This is a genomic window from Pseudoalteromonas sp. XI10 (genome assembly GCF_001469895.1).
GTDB lineage: Bacteria > Pseudomonadota > Gammaproteobacteria > Enterobacterales > Alteromonadaceae > Pseudoalteromonas.
In genome coordinates this window covers 215,872-234,246 of the sequence record NZ_LOPY01000051.1, presented here as the reverse complement: position 1 = coordinate 234,246, position 18,375 = coordinate 215,872, and the positions used below count along the sequence as shown (strand labels likewise).

Genomic DNA, 18,375 nt, shown 5'->3' with positions numbered 1-18,375 from the left:
CGATTTGCTTATATTACTGACTGACGCAGGAGACCTCAATGTTAAATGAGGACAATTCAGATAAAATCGGCACTCTTTACATTGTTGCCACGCCTATTGGTAACTTTGATGACATCAGCCAGCGTGCCATCCAAACCCTATCTGAGGTTGACTTAATAGCCGCTGAAGATACTCGTCACACAGGAAAGTTGTTAAGCCATTTTAATATCAAAGCAAAAACCTTTGCTTTACATGACCACAACGAGAAACAAAAAGCGCAACAAATTGTAGATTGGTTAGAGCAAGGAATGAACATTGCGCTGGTATCTGACGCCGGCACGCCACTTATTAGCGACCCAGGTTATGCGGTGGTCAATTTATGCCGTGAACAAGGCGCGCATGTTACGCCAGTGCCGGGAGCATGTGCTGCAATTACCGCTGTATGTTGTTCTGGTTTACCGACAGATCGTTTTCAGTTTATTGGTTTTACACCAGCAAAGAGTAAAGCAAGGCAGAGCTTTTTTATCGAAGCGGTAAACTCAGGTATTACTAGCATCATGTATGAAAGTACCCACCGTATAATGGCGAGCCTTGATGATTTAGAAGCAGCACTCGGTGCAGAACAGCCAGTAGTGTTTGCTAAAGAACTTACCAAAACTTTCGAAACCTTTTTTAATGGCACGGTTGCCGAATTAAAACAGTTCTTAACGGATGACCCAACTAAGCAACGTGGTGAAATCGTATTGATGCTACCGGGTAAAGCAAAGCAAAGTGACGATATTCCAGAAGATGCGCGACGCATGCTCGGTTTACTCGAAGCCGAAATGCCACTGAAAAAAGCCTGTGGTGTTGTGGCTGAGTATTTTGGTTTGAAGAAAAACGCACTTTATAAAGCAATTATTGACGAAAAAGACTAATTCTTTACTGCATAGACGTGCGCGCTCAGGTATACTGCGCGCCGAGTCAGCCGAGATAATCGCTGCCTGCAACGAAAATGCGCAGGGGGAGGAAAGTCCGGGCTCCACAGGGCAGGGTGCCAGCTAACGGCTGGGGGGCGCGAGCCTACGACAAGTGCAGCAGAGAGGAGACCGCCAACTTCGGTTGGTAAGGGTGAAAGGGTGCGGTAAGAGCGCACCGGGCCACTGGTAACAGTTGGTTGCAAGGTAAACTCCACCCGGAGCAAGACCAAATAGGGTTCCTTATGGCGTGGCCCACGTTGGAACCGGGTAGGTTGCTTGAGCCATAGAGCAATTTATGGCCTAGACGAATGATTATCCACGACAGAACCCGGCTTATTGGCTGACTCACCAAATCATATTAAAGCCCGTAGTGAATGCTACGGGCTTTTTGCTTTTTGGGGCGGAGAAAATCCACTCCGCGCATACAAAACAGCGGCTTACTGGCTGACTCACCAAATTAAAGAAAGCCTCGCAGCAATGCGGGGCTTTTTGCTATCTACATGGACACAAAATTAAGAAAATCCACTCCGCGCATACAAAACAGCGGCTTATTGGCTGATTCACCAAATTATACAAGGGCCTTGGTATTTACCGAGGCTTTTTGTTTTCTAAAAAAGCCATGTTCTCGAAACCCTCAAACCAAATCGAAATTGTTTGCTTTTTATTATCAAGAGGGCACTCTTCAGTTGTTTAACCATTCTCTGCAAACTAGGAATTTTTCTTAGGCTCACTAAGAAAGTCACTCATTATCATAACGGCTTGTTCTTTATATCCTTTAAATCTAATTTACTTATGCTTAATGGATTGAAAATGAGTGTTATTGAGGGAAGTACTAAGGAGTTTGGCAATACGACTATTCTTCTTCACAGCTTAGGCTCTTCTTGTTACAGAATTGAATGGTATAGCAGGATGACGGGGGCGTCGACGAGTTTAGCTAGGCTCAAGCAAGGCAAGTACGTTGTTATTCGTAAGTGGGCACAAGTGAAAAATATGTCTGATGTTTCGAGCGAATTTAGTAGTCGAAATAGCGCTTTGATACACTTTCTAAATAACGTTGATATTGTTAAATCCCATGATGACTGGATCAGTGCCGCTAAGCAGCATTGTCTAAATTTGTTTGTTGAAAACGAGGGGCTTAAACCTGTTACTAAAGCGAGTTTTCCTAAACCAAGGTTGCAAGGTGCAATTGGTAAAGAAGTTGTTGTTAAATCGAAGTTGGGCGAAAGGGAAATAGCGCATGGCTTGTTGTTACAGCTTATAGGCAATCAAGCAGAAATACAGCTTGCGAATATTAAGAAAAAATATCTTACCAAGCAGGTTTATTTAAGGTAACTAGTTGTATTTAAATATCAAAGTATACTTCAATTTTAAATCCATCTATTTCAGTAACCGTACATGTACCGCCAAGAGCAATAACCCGCTCTTCAATAAATGATAACCCGTAGCCACCAGACTCTTGCAGTGTGGTCTTGGTTTTTCCATTATCTATAATAGTAAGGCGTATATACTGTTCGTGAGCCAACAACCTGAGCCTTAGCTCTGTGGCTGTACTGTGCTTGATGCAGTTAGTGACTGCTTCTTGGCAAATTCTGTAAATAGCTGTTTGATGTTCATCTGATATTGCAGAACTTAAGTTTATTTCAGCTACGTATTTGATTGATGCTTTACTTAGCAGAGAGTTAAAGCGTCCTTCTTTAAGAGCTTGCTCTAGCCCAAGCTCATCAAGCTCTCTAGGTCTTAAGTGATGCATAATTTGATAAACAGAGTCATACATCGCCTTTGCATTTTCTTTTAGGCCTTCAACGAGGGTATTTTCATTATTTCGTTGCGCTATCGAAAGTACCGTCAGGTCAGTTTTAAGTGCTGTTAGATTTTGGCCTAATTCGTCATGGAGTTCTTGAGACAAGTACTTTCGCTCATTTTCTTGCACAGTTACCATGCGTTTAGCGAGCTGTTTATTTTTCTCAAGCAGCGCCGAGAGTTTTTCGTTACTGGCTTGTAGTTGATTATTTTTGATCTTTAACTCGTTAGTGGCGGTCCCTACCAGTAACCCTGTTACTGAATTGGCTAAAATAAATAATTGGCTAATATAAGTATTGGTCGCATCTTGGGTGAGGCCTGCTTGTGCAACGATCAGCGTATTACTTACCAAGGCGCTTGCTATTGCTCCTTTAATACCAAATTTATAAGAGAACCAAATTACCGGCAGAAGTGAGCAAAGGCGTAGCAAGGGATAAAGATCTGAGTGACCTAGGTAACTAACAATGTAAATAGATGCTAGTGCTAATAAGCTTAGTAAAATAACAGCATGATGACGAGAGGGCACAAGGCTGTAGCTTTGGCTAATTAACAATAATGCCGGGGCCACTAATAATGTTCCCGTTAAGTCGCCTAATGTCATATTCAGTTGATATTGTAGTACTTGTTTACCTTCTAACCAGGTTGTGAATTCAAAGGCGCTCGAAAACAAAAACCATTTAAAAGAAGCTGAAAAAACGGCAAGTAGAATTAACGACAAAGCCCCGGAATTAGAAGTGATTTTTGGTGGCCAGCGGCTTTTCTTAAAGCTGTAGACGATAGCCATATAGGTTAATTCTTGAAAGAAACCGTGAAATAAATCAAAGCTCCATTCACCATTGTAATAGACACCTAAATACGACGCATAAAGTCGAGAGGCAATCCAAAGCATTGGCCAAAATCGCACTGGAAAAATAACAAAGAATGCAAGCTTCACCCCTGCTGGCAGGTAAATCGCACTACTTTGGGCAACGGTTTCTAAATGATTACTCACCCAAGAGGATAAATATAAGGCTAAAAAGTAAAGCGCAAACACTAATAACTGGTTAAATATTTCAGTTATAAAGCTGCGTGAAGAATACTTTGTTGAAATGAGCTTATGCCAGTTCATCAAGTGTGATCATCCCGGAATCTATAGCAATTTTTAATAATTCAAATGAGTTAGTAACTTCAAGTTTGTTGTATATATTCGTTTTATGTACGTGGGCTGTTTTGGGCATCATATCGAGTTGTTGCGCAACTTGTTTAGCATTTAGCCCTTTGGCAAATAAGGGAAGTGCCTCTTTCTCTCTTGGTGTTAAAAAAGAAAGTTTGCTTACGGGGGAAGTAGTATTAAATTTCACATCTTCACTGATATAGCGCCCTCCTTTAATAACTGAATTGACTGCATCAATTAAAGCTTCTGATGCTGAGCGTTTAGAAACATAACCTTGAGCGCCCAGCTTTAAGGCGTTGCTAACGTAAGGCTCGTAGTCATACATAGAAGCAACAATGGTTTTTATGTCGGGAAAGTGAGTGTTTAGATAGGTAAGAAATGCGAGTCCGTTTTCACCGTCATGCATTGATATATCAACAATAAATACATTCGGTTGCTCTAAGTTAACAGCAAGTTTTGCCTCCGTGACTGAGCAGGCTTCTATGATAACTTGCCACCCGTTTTGTAGCTCTAATAATTTTTTAAAGCTATCTCTAACCAGTTGATGATCTTCAATGATTCCAATTCGCATAATCCCTCCATAGATTTTTATTATATCCCTAATTCAATAAGTTATGTCTAGGAATTATTCTTATATTAATTAAATACGCGTTCATGTGTCCTGATTTTAATGGGACTAAAGCTTAGGAACATTTCTAGTTTAAACGCTATATTTTCTAAATCGTTGTGATTATTGATCTCGGACAAGGTTACTGCGTTGACTCTGTATGTTGCAGTGGTACAGTGAAATTGAACTTAAATTCTAGCTAAAGGAGTTGCCCATGCTAGGCGAAAAACACTCGTTATTGAATGAATTCCCAGAGTTTAATGAATTAATCCATAGCCTCGCGAAACACGATGCTCACTTCAAGAAAACCATGCAACGTTATGATGATATGGATAAAGAAATTCGCTCTCTTGAGTTGCAAGACTCTCCAATAGAAGATGCGGACATGCATGAAAAGAAGCATCAACGCGCCGTGCTAAAAGATGAACTTTATGACTTTTTAAAAGCCAGTGCTTAATAAATGAATCGAATAATGCTCCTGCTAACTGCATTCTTACGGTAGGAGCTTTTTCTCTCCTCTATTTTTACTCTCCAATCGTATTTAATCGCAATATCCCTTTACTCAATCAAGGTTATGGTAGTCTTAGCGCGATTTTTTAAGGCAACAATGGAATAGTGCTTTGCACTGACTGGGATTAACATGATTAAAAAAAATATTATTACTACTTCATTAGCACTAATGGGTGTTGTCGCTGTAGGTAGCGCACACGCTGATGAAGGGCAGTGGCAACCGCATCAATTAAAACAATTACAAAGCGAGTTTGACCGCGTTGGTATTGAGTTACCGGCTTCACAAGTGGCAGATCTTAACCAATATCCACTCAATGCAGTGGTTGGTTTAGGCTATTGCTCTGCATCATTTGTTTCACCAAAAGGCTTAGCTGTAACTAATCATCACTGTGCTTATGGTGCGATCCAAAATAACAGCACACCAGAAAATAACTTAATTGAAAAAGGCTTTTTAGCAGCTGACTTGTCAAAAGAGTTACCTGCAGGCCCACAAGAGCGTTTGTACGTAACTGAACAAGTGGATGATGTAACTGATCGCGTTCTGGGTAACTTATCAGCAGATCTACACGGCAAAGCGCGTTATGAAGCGATTCAAGCAAACCGCAAAGCCTTGATCAGCGAGTGTGAGTCAGATCCTAACTACCGTTGTACGGTACGTGATTTTCACCATGGCTTAGAGTACTTCATGATCAAACAACTGATGATCAAAGATGTGCGCTTAGTGTATGCTCCGGCAGAAGCGCTAGGTAACTTTGGTGGTGACATTGATAACTTTGAATACCCACGTCACACGGCCGATTTTACCTTTGTACGTGGCTATGTTGGTAAAGATGGTAAGCCTGCAGATTACAGCGAAGATAACGTACCTTATGAGCCAAAGTCGTTCTTAAAAGTGAATGCGAACGGCGTAAGTTTAGGTGATGGCGTGCTGGTGGCAGGTTACCCAGGTCGCACTAGCCGCTATAAACTAGCAGATGAAGTAAATTATTCAGCGAGTTGGTATTACCCGACACTGCTTAATACTTACAACATGACTCTTGATGTGATTGCCAAGCAGAGTGAAGGCGATGAGCAAGCACAAGTTAAATATGCCTCTCGTGTAAAAAGCACTAACAACCGTTTAAAGAAACTGGAAGGCTTACAAGATGGCTTTAAAGTAACGGATATTCCGGGTATTAAAGCTGCGCAAGAACAAGAGTACCTCGCTTGGTTTGCACAAAGTGCTGAGCGTAAAGCTTACGCAGATTCATATCACGCATTAAAGTCATTATTAGTAGAAGCGCACGCACAGCAACAGAGCCATTTTTACTTTGATTACGCAAAACGCGCAGACTTATTAAGTACGGCAATTCGTTTATACCGCTTAGCTAAAGAAAGCGAAAAGCCAAATGCAGAGCGCGAAATGGGTTATCAAGAGCGCGATCTTCCTATGCTTAAAGCGCGTTTAGAGCGTTTACAAAAACAGTTTACGCCTGAAGTCGATAAAGCCTTATGGTTAAGCTACTTAGATAGCTATTTAGCGCAAGATAAAACAGCGCAAGTAGCGGCATTAAACGACGGCTTAGGTATTACAGATACCACTACACAAGCTGAGCTTGAAGCGATTATTGCTTCTTTTTATGCTAATACAGAGCTAACAGATGTAGAAGCACGTGTAAACTGGATTGGTAAATCTGTAGCCGAGTTTGAAGCATCAAACGACCCATTCATAAAGTTAGCTGTTGCTCTATACGATACCAACATGGCGCAAGAAGCTGATAAAAAAGAAATGGCGGGTCGTTTAGCAGAAATTCGCCCGCAGTATATGCAAGCCGTGATCGCTTTCAATAATGCTAAAGGTAAGCCAGTTTACCCAGATGCAAATGGCACACTACGCGTAAGCTATGCACAAGTTGATGGTTACCCAGCGGCAGATGCTGTTTATAAAACGCCATTTACATCCCTACGTGGTTTAGTGGCTAAACACACAGGTGAAAAACCATTTGTTGTTACTGATAAAGTACTTGAAGTTTACAAAAATCAAGCGTTTGGCGCGTACTACCGCGGTGACTTAGGTTTACCAGGTGTCAGCTGTAGTTTATTCAGCTTTGGTTGTGAGCCACAAGCGGCTAAACCTCTTGAAGTTAACTCAGTACCAGTCAACTTTTTAAGTAGCGCTGATACCACAGGTGGTAATTCAGGTTCGCCAGTCATGAATGGTAAAGGTGAATTAGTGGGCCTTAATTTTGACTCGACTTATGAATCAATCACCAAAGATTGGTACTTTAACGCCAAAATCACCCGTGCTATTCACGTTGATATTCGATACATGCTTTGGTTAATGGAAGAAGTTGATAACGCAGGTTACCTACTTGATGAAATGACCCTAGTTAAATAGCTCCGCTATGTTAATAATAACCGCAGCAATCGCTGCGGTTTTTTTATGTCTTTAATTTTTGCCAATCTAACGTTTTTAATTTGTTTATTTTCGATACTTTTGTAATGTACAAATCAGATACTTTCATTTGGGAAAAATAATGAGCGCCAAACAAATAATAAAAGCCATTTCAGTGAGTGTTGTGGCAATAACGGCAAGCTTTAATGCCAGTGCAGCGAATACCGAAGCAATGTGGCCGGGCACGGCTTATAATCAGCAAATACCAACATTTAAACAAGTACTCGGATACGATGTAGGTGAGCGTATCACCAATTACAACGATATGCGTCGTTATCTTAGCGCTTTAGAGCAAGCTGCGCCTGATCGTATTAAAGTTTTTAAGTACGCAAACAGCTGGGAAGGTCGTGAACTGGTTTATGCGGTGGTTGGCACTGCGGAGCATATTCGCTCATTAGAAACTCTCGCCAATAACACCCAAGCCTTGGCTGATCCGCGTATCACCTCTGAAAAAGAAGCTAAGTCGCTAATTAAAAATTTACCGACGTCTGTGTGGCTTCAGTATGCCGTGCACGGTAATGAAATTAGCTCAACCGATGCTGCATTATTTACTGCATATCACTTGCTAGCAGCCCCGAATGATGCCGTTAACAGCAAAATTTTAGATAACACAGTGGTGTTTATCGACCCATTACAAAACCCTGATGGTCGTGAGCGCTTTGTTACTCGTTATTATGCAACTGTGGGTCTTGAGCACAGTGCAGATAGGTTAAGTGCAGAGCATAATGAGCCGTGGCCAAGAGGCCGAACAAATCATTATTTGTTTGATATGAACCGTGATTGGTTAGCGCTTACTCAACCTGAAAGTAAAGGCAGAGTTGCTGCAATCAATAAATATAAACCACAAGTGGTGGTTGATATTCACGAGATGGGCGGCGACCAATCTTACTACTTTGCACCGGCTGCTCAGCCATTTAATCCGCATATGACGAAAACCCAAATCGCCAACATGGATGCGATTGGGCAAAATCATGCGAAGTATTTTGATGAGTTTGGCTTTGATTACTTTACCCGTGAAATCTTTGATGCCTTTTATCCAGGTTACGGTGATAGCTGGCCAGTATTTTATGGTGCATCAGCATCAACTTACGAAGTAGGCTCTGCACGTGGCCACGTGTTTGAGAAAAATACCGGTGAACTACTCACCTATTTTAATACTGTAAAGCGTCAATTTGTGGCCTCAATTTCGACCGCCGAAGGGGCTGCCAACCAACGTGAAAAACTACTAGGTGACTTTTATCAATATCAAGTTGATGCAATTGATTCGGGTAAAGATAGCAAAGAGCGAGTTTATATCTTACCTAAGCAAAGTAACCGTGAAGGCGCTCATAGACTCGCAACCTTAATGGCTGAGCATGGTGTTGAAGTTAAACAAGCAACTGAAGACTTCAAAGCCTGTGGCGTTAAGTATAAAGCGGGTAGCTATTTTATTGATACTGCACAGCCACGCGGGGTATTTGTACGTACCACATTTACAGACCAAGTAGATATGGCTGAAGCATTTGTAAAAGAGCAAGAAAGACGTCGTGCTCGTAACCTAGGTGATGAAATTTACGATGTCACAGGTTGGTCACTGCCGATGATGTTTAATGTAGATAGCGATAGTTGTGGTCGCGCAGTTAGCGCAGATAGCAAAGCAGTTCAGGCCGACGACACATTGCTTGGCAAAGTGAATAATCCAGAAGCCTCAGTAGCTTATATTGTTGCTTGGGGTGATACGGCCGCAGCACGCTTTTTAACAGCAGCACTGCAAGCTGGCATTAAACTGAAAAGTGCTGACCAAGCATTTGTATTAGGTGATAAAACTAACTATCCAGCGGGTAGCTTAGTAATCGAAAAGCGCCTAAACGATAAAAACTTACTGACTAAAATTAGCCAAATTGCCGAGCAAACAGGTGCAATAGTTGATGGTGTTGATTCAAGTTGGGTGATTGAAGGCCCAAGCTTTGGTAGTAACAAAACAGTGCCTATGCTGGCACCTAAAGTGGCGATTGCATGGGATGCAGCTACTCGTGAGCTAAGCGCCGGTAACACTCGTTTTGTTATCGAAAGACAGCTTGGCTACCCGGTGACAGCTATTCGCACACCCATGCTTGCTTGGGCCGATTTAAGTGATTACCAAGTGCTTATTTTACCAGAAGGTAATTACGAGCAAGCACTCGGTAAATCGGGTGCAGCTAATTTGAAAAGCTGGGTTGAAGCGGGTGGCGTGTTGATTGCCTTAGGTAATGCTAACCGCTTTACCACTAATGCTGATTACGGTTTGTTAGATGTTAAACGCGAGCAAGCTTATCGAGAAGATAAAGCAAGTAGCAATGATGATAAAAGTAGTAAAGTGGCAGGGCAGTTATTCACTTCTCGCGATGATTTAAAAGCAGCGAGCATTGAGCCACATACATCGCCAGACTATGTAGCTGGTGTACTTGCAAATGTTGAAGTAGACCAAGAGCATTGGTTAACCGCTGGGGTTGATAAAGACCTTGTTGCGGTAGCTTACGGTAATGATATTTACACGCCAATAAAACTGAACTCAGGTAAAAACTTAGCCTGGTTTACAGGTAAAGATGATGTGCTAGCAAGTGGTTATCTATGGCAGCAAAATAAAGCACAGCTTGCGTATAAGCCATTGCTTGTTCATCAACCGCAAGGCAAAGGCATGGTGATAGGCTTTACACAATCACCAACTTATCGCGCTTACCTTGAAGGCATGAATGTGCTGTTAACTAACACGATTTTCCGCGCTGCAGCACATGCTCAGTAAGCTAAAGGCCTAATCAAAAAGCCCGCTGACGTTGCGGGCTTTTTTTGTGGGCAAAGTTGATTCAGCATTAATCAAACGGTAATTATCGAAAAGTTTCTCAACAGTAGCTAGAACCACTCTGCAGTAAAGTTCATTGATTGCATACCTAATTCATAATTACTTATCTATACAAACAAAAAGGGCTAAATATTTAAGGTGTAAGATTGTAGCGACTTAAAAATGCGCTTAGGATGAAGGGGAAGTGTTAAGTCATATAATAATAAATAGGAAATCCGATGAAAAAATTAGCATTAAGTATGTTAGCTGTTGGTGTTTTAGTTTCTCAGTCTGCACAGGCAAGTAATGAGCAACAGCGTGTTAGTGGTTATTTTGATGATCTTAAAAAGCCCGCGATTAATATTGCCGATAATTTATGGAACTGGGCAGAGGTTGGATTTCAAGAGCATAAAAGTAGCGCGTTAATGCAGCAAACTCTTAAAGACGCTGGTTTTGATATTCAATCAGGCGTTGCAGGTATGCCAACAGCTTTCGTTGCAAGTTATGGTGATTCAGGCCCTGTGATTGGTATTTTGGCTGAAATGGATGCCTTGCCTGGGCTATCGCAAGACGCGAAACCCGCTCACTCCCCAATTGCAGGCAAGCAAGCGGGCCATGCCTGTGGTCATCACTTATTTGCTGGTGGCTCTGTGACAGCTGCAATGGCAATCAAGCGCTGGCTTGAAGAAACAGGTACGCAAGGGCAAGTAAGGGTTTATGGTACCCCTGCTGAGGAAGGTGGAGCAGGTAAAGTGTATATGGTTCGTGATGGTTTGTTTGATGATGTTGATATTGCTCTACATTGGCATGCCGGATCACAAAACAATGCGGATGCGACATCGTCATTAGCAAACAAAGGGGCAAAATTCCGTTTTAAAGGGATTGCTGCGCATGCCGCCGTGATGCCAGAAAGAGGCCGCTCAGCACTCGATGGTGTCGAGGCAATGAACTACATGGTTAATATGATGCGTGAGCATGTGCCTTCTGATACGCGTATTCATTACGTGATTACTAATGGTGGTGGTGCACCTAATGTTGTGCCTGAGTTTGCAGAGGTTTATTACTACCTTCGTACGCCAAGAGCCGCAGATCTCGCAGAGCTTTGGCAGCGCTTAGAAAACACCGCAAAAGCAGCTGCGCTCGGTACTGGCACCAAAGCAGAGTGGGAAGTCGTCTCGGGGGTATGGGATATTTTACCTAATATGACGTTAGCCCATGTTATGCACGAAAGCATGAGTGAGTTTGGTGGTATTGAATACTCTAAAAAAGAACAGGCGTTTGCAGAGCAGATCCGTCCTACTTTAGGTAAAAAAGCTGAATCAATTATAGGTCGTGAAAAGCAAATAATGCCTCTAAGCGATAAGGTGCACGCAGGCACTTACTCATCAGATGTTGGCGATGTGAGTTGGAATGTACCAACGGCGGGCCTGATTGCTTCAACCTGGGTACCAGGAACAGCATTTCATAGTTGGCAGGCGGTTGCTTCTGGTGGTACTTCGATTGGCCACAAAGGGATGATTCTTGCCGCTGAAACTCTTGCTTTGAGCGCGGTAAAGTTGTACCAAAATCCGAGTTTAATTGAAAAAGCGAAAGCGGAGTTTAAACAGCGTAAAGGGGACGTAAAATATTACCCTCAGATAGGTGATAGAGCGCCAGCGCTAGATTTACGCGCAAACAATAAGGATTAATACCAATCCGCAATAATACTTAATCATTTTGAGGGATTAAACCTGTCGCTACCTGCGTTAAAAATTTCTCATTTAGAGCAACTAAATCACGAAATTTTTGCCTTGTTATCAACAAGGTCTTCTTGCCTCAAAATAGACTACTCAATTAAGCGAATTGGTATAAACAATAAAAAAGCCCGCAGGGCAAAGGGCGGGCTTTTTAGTGTTTCAAGGAGAGTAAGTGCTAAGACACAATCCCTAGTGGCTTACCTGTTTGCCAAGCGCCACGGGTAAAGTCTGGAATCGTTTTGCTGTTACTTCTATCAGCAACCGATGCCATACTTTGCGGGAAGATTGATGACCATGCTGCGGCATCGTATACATCTTGATCGAGTGGTTCATTATTTCGTAAGCAGTAGATCATGCGCCAAAGCATAATGAAGTCCATACCGCCGTGGCCACCGTTTTTGACCGCTTCTTCACCCATGCGTTTCCATAGTGGATGATCAAACTCAGCACGCCACTTTTCCATATCTTGATCCCAGCTATGGAAGTTTTGCATATGTGGCTTACGACCCTGTGAACCTGCTTTTTCCCACGCAGCGAGCTCAGCTTCATATTGCTGTTGGTAAATTTTCGCGATGGCTGGTGGCACATCTTCAAGAGCAATACGGTTAGGGAATCCAGCAAATGTGCCATTAGTACCTTGAATTAGGTTATGGCGGCTGTAAGGGCGAGGGCTTGTGGTGTCGTGCTGAACCATAATGCTACGACCTTTCACTGTTTTAATAATGCTGGTGTTCATATCGCCAGCAGTAAATTTCAGTGAACGACGTTCGTGGCCTGCAGGAAATTCACGCTCTGCGTAAGCTGCTCGGCCAAGTGCAGGTGAGCTGACTGATGTAACAAAATCAAAGCGGTCACCACGGTTGATGTTCATATACTGAGAAACAGGGCCTAAACCATGGGTTGGGTATAAGTTACCGTTTGCCTTGGTATGCCAGTAAGTACGCCAAGAACCTGTGCTGCGGTCAATTTCTTTCATTTGCCAACGCAGGTCATGAATATAAGCGGCTTCACCATGTAGTAACTCGCCAAATATCCCCTTACGAACCATGTTTAATACCATTAACTCGTCACGGCCGTAGTTAACGTTTTCCATCATCATGCAGTTCTTTTGCGTGCGCTCAGCGGTGTTCACTAGTTGCCAACACTCTTCCATCGTGGTTGCTGCAGGTACTTCAACAAAGGCATGTTTACCACTTTCCATGGCTTCAACACTCATCGGTGTGTGCCATTTCCAAGGGGTTGAAATGATCACAATGTCGATGTCATCACGAGCTAGCATGTCTAAATAGGCTTTATCAGAACCCGTATAAGCAGTTGGTTTAGGTAAGCCTTTTTCAACAACATAATTAACAGACTTATCTAGCATTAGCTGATCTGTATCGCAAATAGCTTTAATTTCAACACCTTCAATATGGCAAAGATGTTTTACATGGCCGCTACCACGTTGACCAACCCCAATAAAACCAACACGTACCACATCCATTGCTGGCACAGCTAAGCCCATTACGCTTTTACCTTGTGCTGCAAGAGGTGTGCTTTGATTATCACCTTGTTGGCTTTTCGCACAGCCAGTCACGACTGTCGCGGCGGTAATGGCTGCGGCAGATTTTAAAAAACTACGTCTATCTATTGTCATAACGATACCTAAATCACTGAGATTATTTTAATAGTGGGTTTCAGTTGTTTCTGTTATATCGCAACTCAAAGTCAATTACAATTAAATGCTTTCAAATTCTTTCGTAACTTTGGGTTTTATCATTTTTATCCTTATATAATAGCGTAGTTAGCGTGTTTTAAACTTATTTTATGGCTTTCATTGTCTTTCGTTTTGTTGCGCAGCGTTTCGCGCTGTGCTACTGTAATTTCAAATCACGTATCTAACCATAGGCGTAAGCTGCTTGGAGAAAACCATGAATGCATTAAAAACGATTATAAATAACAATCGAGTAGGGCAAGCGCAGGGTATTTATTCTGTGTGTTGTGCACACCCGCTCGTTATCGAAGCAGCAATGTTGCAAGCTCTTAATGATGACACCGAAATTTTAATTGAAGCTACGGCGAATCAAGTTAATCAGTTTGGTGGTTACACAGGGATGAAGCCCCATGACTTCGTTGAGTTTGTTCATGCAATAGCCGAAAAAGTAGGGTTAGATACCCAGCGCGTTATTTTGGGGGGTGATCACTTAGGGCCCGTGTGTTGGGTAAATGAGCCTGCAGAGGTTGCAATGGTAAAAGCTGTTGACCTAGTAAAAGCTTATGCAAGCGCTGGTTTTAAGAAAATTCATTTAGATGCCAGTATGCCATGTGCTGACGATGGAGAACGTTTAGCTGATGCCGAAATTGCCAAGCGTGCAGCATTGATGTGCCAAGCCGCTGAGTCGGTTTCAAAAGATAACGATATTCTTTATGTGGTGGGTACTGAAGTTCCTCCTCCGGGTGGCGCAACAGAAGAGCATGAAATTATTGAGGTATCCCATGTTGAGGGGGTACAGCAAACAATCGAATTACATCAGGCTGCATTTGCTAACTTAAACATAAGCGATGTCTGGTCGCGTGTTATTGCTGTTGTTGTGCAGCCGGGAGTTGAATTTGATAACCATCAAGTTTTTGATTACCAACGTAATGAAGCGCAAAAACTGAAAGAGTTTATCACCACTGTCGATAATCTTGTTTATGAAGCTCACTCTACCGACTATCAGCCAGATCATTGCTACCACGAGCTGGTACAAGATCACTTTGCCATATTAAAAGTGGGCCCACAGCTTACTTATGCACTGCGCGAAGGGTTGTTTGCGTTATCTTATATTGAAGATCAATTAGTCGAAGCGGCTAAGCGTTCTAATTTACGTGATGTATGTGATCGCATCATGCTTGAAAAGCCACATTACTGGAATAAGTTTTACCCAACACAAGGTGCTGAAGCTAAGCTGTTTAGAGCTTATAGTTATAGCGACCGTATTCGTTATTACTGGCCTGAAGATGAAATAAAACAAACAGTAGAAACACTGTTTGAAAACTTAGAAGGGCAAATTATTCCACAAACTTTACTTAGCCAATTTATGCCAGCGCAATACAAGGCATTGATCAATGGCCAAATTAACTCATCACCCCGTGAGTTAGTACTCAATAAAATAATGGAAGTAACGAATACCTATTCGCGTGCTTGTAATCAATAAGTGGTGTTGAGAGAGAATTAATTATGACGCAGTATTTATCATTAAACGAAACAGAGCTTAAGCAGCAAAACGCATATTGGACAGCAAGAGAAATCTCTCAGCAGCCAGAGTCATGGTGCAATACGGCGGCTATTATTGAAACGCATCGAGCAGAAATAAGCGCATTTTTAGCGCCAATTTTGGCATTAAAAGGACTGCAAATCGTATTAACAGGGGCTGGCACATCAGCTTATGTTGGTGAGGCACTAGCACCACACTTAACAGCCAAAACAGATTTAAATGTGCGTGCAGTTAGCACCACCGACATTGTGTCTAACCCACATGGTTTTTTACAGAAGGGCACACCAACCTTACTTGTTTCTTATGCGCGCTCAGGCAATAGCCCTGAAAGTGTCGCAGCGGTCGATATCGCAGAGCAAGTTGTTGAAAAGTGCTTTCATTTAGTTATTACCTGTAATGAAAATGGTGAGTTAGCGAAAAGAGCAACAGCTAAAAGAAACAGCTTTAGTGTACTTATGCCAAAAGAAACCCTGGATGAAAGCTTTGCTATGACCAGTAGTTTCACCTCAATGTTGCTTTCAACATTATGTATTTTTACCCCTGATGTTAATCAGCTTGCACAAGTTGCTACGCAGACAGAGCAGCTGCTCGACACGCAACTTGAAGAGATCAAGGGGTTTGCGCAAACTGACATTGAACGTCTGGTATTTTTAGGGGCAGGCTCATTACTCGGCTATGCTAAAGAAGCGGCCTTAAAGTGCTTAGAGCTGACCAATGGCGATTTAATAAGTTACTTTGAAACCCCACTTGGTTTTCGTCATGGTCCTAAAACCATCATTAATGATAAAACCGCAGTGATGCTAATGGCCTCAAGTGATTTTTATAGTAGTTTGTATGATGCTGATTTATATAACGAACTATTAAATGACCAACAGTGTTTAGCGGTTAAAAAGCTGGCGTTAAATACTGAACTGGTCGAGCTAGATGATGTTTGGCAAGGTCTGTATTATATTGTCTATTGTCAGATTTTTGCATTTTATAAATCAATGTCACTCGGTTTAACACCAGATAACCCTTGTCCTACGGGCGAAGTTAACCGTGTTGTAAAAGGGGTAACTATTTACCCATTAACTTCTCGCTAAGTAGTGTGGGTAAAGTATGGCTGTTTACGGACTCGATATTGGTGGTACAAAAATAGAGACCGCCATTTTTAATGATAATTTAGAGCAACAGCAAAGTTGGCGTATTACTACGCCAACTGATGACTATCAGCAATTTTTGCATGCAATTTATCAGCAGGTACTCAAAGCCGATGAGCTATCGGGTTGCCAAGGTGCGGTGGGCATCGGTATGCCAGGTATTGTTAATGATGCAGGTAAAGTGCTGTCGGCTAATGTGCCGTGTGCCACAGGCAAAGTGATTGCCAATGATCTTCAAGCATTATTAAAACGCCCTGTTGCGATATTAAATGACACCCGGTGTTTTGCCTTATCAGAAGCAAATGGCGGAGCCGGTGAAGGTTATAGCCGAGTATTCGGTGCCATTGTAGGCACTGGTGCGGCGGGCGGTATGTGTATAGATGGAACCTTGTTTAACCAAGGTTTGGGCATGTCAGGGGAGTACGGCCATTTACCACTGTCTGCGTATCTACAACAAAAATACCAGCTGCCAGTTTTAAAGTGTGGCTGTGGTTTAAATGGCTGTGTCGAAAGTTATATTGCAGGGCCCGGCGTACAAACCTTGTACCAGCATATTACGCAATCTCCTAAATCAGCGATTGAATGGGCAAACGATATCAAACGTGGTGATGAACAAGCCTTAAAGGTGCTCGCCTGTTACTTAGATATTCTTGGCGAAACCTTTGCTGCTATTAGCAAAAGTTTGCACCCAGAAGTAATCGTGCTTGGGGGCGGGTTGTCGCTCATTGATGCAATAGTAGAAAAGCTCCCTGACGCGATTCAAACTCATTTATTTTCAGGTTTTGCCGTGCCAGAAGTGAAGCGCGCAAAATTTGGTGATTCTAGCGGCGTAAGAGGCGCTGCAATAATAGGAAGTGTTCATGCTAATTCCAACGCATCTTAATCGTTATTACTTAAAAGCCGCAAAAGTGGTGACTGCTGATGCGGTTTTACTCGATCACGTGGTCTTGGTCGAGCAAGGTAAAATTACTGCCATTACTAAGCAAATAGCGCCCGAGATCGAGGTAATTGATTTAGGTGAGCACAGTTTATTTCCGGGCTTTATCGATTTACATATTCATGGCCGGGAAGGCTGCGATATTATGGACGGCACCCCAGAATCACTAGAGACTATTTCTCGTTCTTTAGCAAAGCACGGCGTAACGGGTTTTGTTGGCACAACGGTGACTGCAGACTGGGACGTCTCAATTCAAGCTTATAAAAATATGGCGAGTGCCTATCAAAAAGGTTTGGCTGGAGCGCAGTTGCTAGGGGCTTATAACGAAGGTTTATTCTTTGCCGAAGCACATAAAGGCGCGCATAACGAGTCATTTTTTTTAGAGCTTACTAAACAGCGATTTGATGAAATTTATGCCGCATGTGAAGGTTGCTTAAGCTCATTTGCGTTAGCGCCAGAACTACTTAAATCGCCCGACATGATCCGCTATATCACCAATAAAGGTGTGCGTGTGATGCTCGGCCATACAGATGCTAATTTTGAGCAAACAACACAAGCTCTTGCTCATGGTGCCTGCGGTGGTGTGCATATTTTTAATGGTATGCGCGGTATTCATCATCGTGATCCCGGCTGTACTGGCGCATTACTGATGGACAACGATGCCATGGTTGAGCTTATTCCTGATGGTATTCATTTGCATCCGAGCATCATGAACATGGTTTACCGTTTAAAAGGGGCAGATAAAATTGCTCTGATCACAGACTGCGTGAGCGCCGGAGGCTTACAAGATGGCCGCTACCGTTTAGGTGAGCTTCCTATTGTGGTTGAGCAAGGTGTTGCGCGAACTGAGAGCGGTTCTTTAGCGGGCAGTACATTAACCATGGAAGTTGGCGTTGAACGTTTTTATAACCTAACCGACGCTAGCCTAGTTGAAGCAACTAACATGGCCAGTTTAGTACCCGCTGAGTTTTTAAATAAAGCGGAGCAAATAGGCAGTATTGCGGTAGGTAAACAGGCTAATTTTGCCCTGCTCGATAAAGACTTTTCTGTTCAAGCAACGATCTGTGCGGGTAAGCAAATCTTTTAAA

Annotated in this window: 13 protein-coding genes and 1 other RNA gene; 11 read left to right on the top strand and 3 right to left on the bottom strand. The window is 42.6% G+C overall.

The genetic code is table 11. The features are described 5' to 3' along the window. The first annotated feature begins 38 nt into the window (after positions 1–38). The 3 genes from rsmI (at position 39) to AUR67_RS15270 (ending at position 2,270) form a co-directional block, all read left to right on the top strand. Positions 39–896, top strand: a complete 858-nt coding sequence (rsmI, locus tag AUR67_RS15275; protein ID WP_058585920.1) for a 16S rRNA (cytidine(1402)-2'-O)-methyltransferase — start codon at positions 39–41, stop codon at positions 894–896. 42 nt (positions 897–938) lie between these two features. After that, positions 939–1,290, top strand: an RNA gene (gene rnpB, locus AUR67_RS15830) — RNase P RNA component class A. Positions 1,291–1,748: 458 nt separating this feature from the next. Further along, entirely contained in the window at positions 1,749–2,270 is a 522-nt protein-coding gene (locus AUR67_RS15270; RefSeq protein WP_054561081.1) for a hypothetical protein, read from the top strand. A gap of 10 nt (positions 2,271–2,280) precedes the next feature. Here the strand turns inward: AUR67_RS15270 and AUR67_RS15265 are convergent, their stop codons facing one another. Together AUR67_RS15265 and AUR67_RS15260 are read right to left on the bottom strand one after the other, a co-directional pair. Next, positions 2,281–3,846 carry an MASE1 domain-containing protein gene (locus tag AUR67_RS15265; protein ID WP_058585919.1) on the bottom strand — a complete coding sequence of 522 codons (1,566 nt, stop codon included), beginning with the start codon at positions 3,844–3,846 and terminating at the stop codon, positions 2,281–2,283. Then, entirely contained in the window at positions 3,833–4,462 is a 630-nt protein-coding gene (locus tag AUR67_RS15260) for a response regulator transcription factor (RefSeq protein ID WP_058585918.1), read from the bottom strand. Before AUR67_RS15260 ends, AUR67_RS15265 begins: the two co-directional genes overlap by 14 nt. A gap of 250 nt (positions 4,463–4,712) precedes the next feature. Between AUR67_RS15260 and AUR67_RS15255 the strand changes: the two genes are divergently transcribed. From AUR67_RS15255 to AUR67_RS15240, 4 genes are all read left to right on the top strand, one after another. Then, the gene (locus AUR67_RS15255) at positions 4,713–4,955 is read left to right on the top strand and encodes a YdcH family protein (protein ID WP_055020789.1); all 243 of its coding nucleotides are present in this window, start codon (positions 4,713–4,715) and stop codon (positions 4,953–4,955) included. Between the two features lie 183 nt (positions 4,956–5,138). Then, the gene (locus AUR67_RS15250; protein WP_058585917.1) at positions 5,139–7,385 is read left to right on the top strand and encodes a S46 family peptidase; all 2,247 of its coding nucleotides are present in this window, start codon (positions 5,139–5,141) and stop codon (positions 7,383–7,385) included. A gap of 139 nt (positions 7,386–7,524) precedes the next feature. Then, the gene (locus tag AUR67_RS15245; RefSeq protein WP_058585916.1) at positions 7,525–10,203 is read left to right on the top strand and encodes a M14 family metallopeptidase; all 2,679 of its coding nucleotides are present in this window, start codon (positions 7,525–7,527) and stop codon (positions 10,201–10,203) included. Positions 10,204–10,478: 275 nt separating this feature from the next. Next, the gene (locus tag AUR67_RS15240) at positions 10,479–11,927 is read left to right on the top strand and encodes an amidohydrolase (RefSeq protein ID WP_058585915.1); all 1,449 of its coding nucleotides are present in this window, start codon (positions 10,479–10,481) and stop codon (positions 11,925–11,927) included. A gap of 223 nt (positions 11,928–12,150) precedes the next feature. On the opposite strand, the gene AUR67_RS15235 is transcribed toward AUR67_RS15240, so the two are convergent. After that, complete coding sequence (locus AUR67_RS15235) at positions 12,151–13,611, bottom strand: Gfo/Idh/MocA family protein (protein ID WP_058585914.1); 1,461 nt, start codon at positions 13,609–13,611, stop codon at positions 12,151–12,153. Between the two features lie 274 nt (positions 13,612–13,885). On the opposite strand from AUR67_RS15235, the gene AUR67_RS15230 reads away from it, so the two are divergent. From AUR67_RS15230 to nagA, 4 genes are read left to right on the top strand one after another with little or no spacing between them, the layout of a single operon-like run. Continuing rightward, positions 13,886–15,151 carry a D-tagatose-bisphosphate aldolase, class II, non-catalytic subunit gene (locus tag AUR67_RS15230; RefSeq protein ID WP_058585913.1) on the top strand — a complete coding sequence of 422 codons (1,266 nt, stop codon included), beginning with the start codon at positions 13,886–13,888 and terminating at the stop codon, positions 15,149–15,151. 23 nt (positions 15,152–15,174) lie between these two features. Beyond that, the gene (locus AUR67_RS15225; protein ID WP_058585912.1) at positions 15,175–16,293 is read left to right on the top strand and encodes an SIS domain-containing protein; all 1,119 of its coding nucleotides are present in this window, start codon (positions 15,175–15,177) and stop codon (positions 16,291–16,293) included. A 16-nt stretch (positions 16,294–16,309) separates the two neighbouring features. Continuing rightward, a complete protein-coding gene (locus AUR67_RS15220) occupies positions 16,310–17,233 on the top strand; it encodes an ROK family protein (RefSeq protein WP_058585911.1) in 924 nt (307 codons plus the stop codon). Next, complete coding sequence (gene nagA, locus AUR67_RS15215) at positions 17,211–18,374, top strand: N-acetylglucosamine-6-phosphate deacetylase (RefSeq protein ID WP_058585910.1); 1,164 nt, start codon at positions 17,211–17,213, stop codon at positions 18,372–18,374. The genes AUR67_RS15220 and nagA overlap by 23 nt, the downstream gene beginning before the upstream one ends. The last annotated feature ends 1 nt before the right edge of the window (position 18,375 follow it).

What these genes read in the sequence shown, in the direction of transcription:
- rsmI (WP_058585920.1), top strand. Translation starts at nt 39, where the DNA reads ATGTTAAATGAGGACAATTCAGATAAAATCGGCACTCTTTACATTGTT.
- AUR67_RS15220 (WP_058585911.1), top strand. Translation starts at nt 16,310, where the DNA reads ATGGCTGTTTACGGACTCGATATTGGTGGTACAAAAATAGAGACCGCC.
- AUR67_RS15230 (WP_058585913.1), top strand. Translation starts at nt 13,886, where the DNA reads ATGAATGCATTAAAAACGATTATAAATAACAATCGAGTAGGGCAAGCG.
- AUR67_RS15235 (WP_058585914.1), bottom strand. Translation starts at nt 13,611, where the DNA reads ATGACAATAGATAGACGTAGTTTTTTAAAATCTGCCGCAGCCATTACC.
- AUR67_RS15260 (WP_058585918.1), bottom strand. Translation starts at nt 4,462, where the DNA reads ATGCGAATTGGAATCATTGAAGATCATCAACTGGTTAGAGATAGCTTT.
- AUR67_RS15265 (WP_058585919.1), bottom strand. Translation starts at nt 3,846, where the DNA reads ATGAACTGGCATAAGCTCATTTCAACAAAGTATTCTTCACGCAGCTTT.
- AUR67_RS15250 (WP_058585917.1), top strand. Translation starts at nt 5,139, where the DNA reads ATGATTAAAAAAAATATTATTACTACTTCATTAGCACTAATGGGTGTT.
- AUR67_RS15245 (WP_058585916.1), top strand. Translation starts at nt 7,525, where the DNA reads ATGAGCGCCAAACAAATAATAAAAGCCATTTCAGTGAGTGTTGTGGCA.
- AUR67_RS15240 (WP_058585915.1), top strand. Translation starts at nt 10,479, where the DNA reads ATGAAAAAATTAGCATTAAGTATGTTAGCTGTTGGTGTTTTAGTTTCT.
- AUR67_RS15255 (WP_055020789.1), top strand. Translation starts at nt 4,713, where the DNA reads ATGCTAGGCGAAAAACACTCGTTATTGAATGAATTCCCAGAGTTTAAT.
- AUR67_RS15225 (WP_058585912.1), top strand. Translation starts at nt 15,175, where the DNA reads ATGACGCAGTATTTATCATTAAACGAAACAGAGCTTAAGCAGCAAAAC.
- nagA (WP_058585910.1), top strand. Translation starts at nt 17,211, where the DNA reads ATGCTAATTCCAACGCATCTTAATCGTTATTACTTAAAAGCCGCAAAA.
- AUR67_RS15270 (WP_054561081.1), top strand. Translation starts at nt 1,749, where the DNA reads ATGAGTGTTATTGAGGGAAGTACTAAGGAGTTTGGCAATACGACTATT.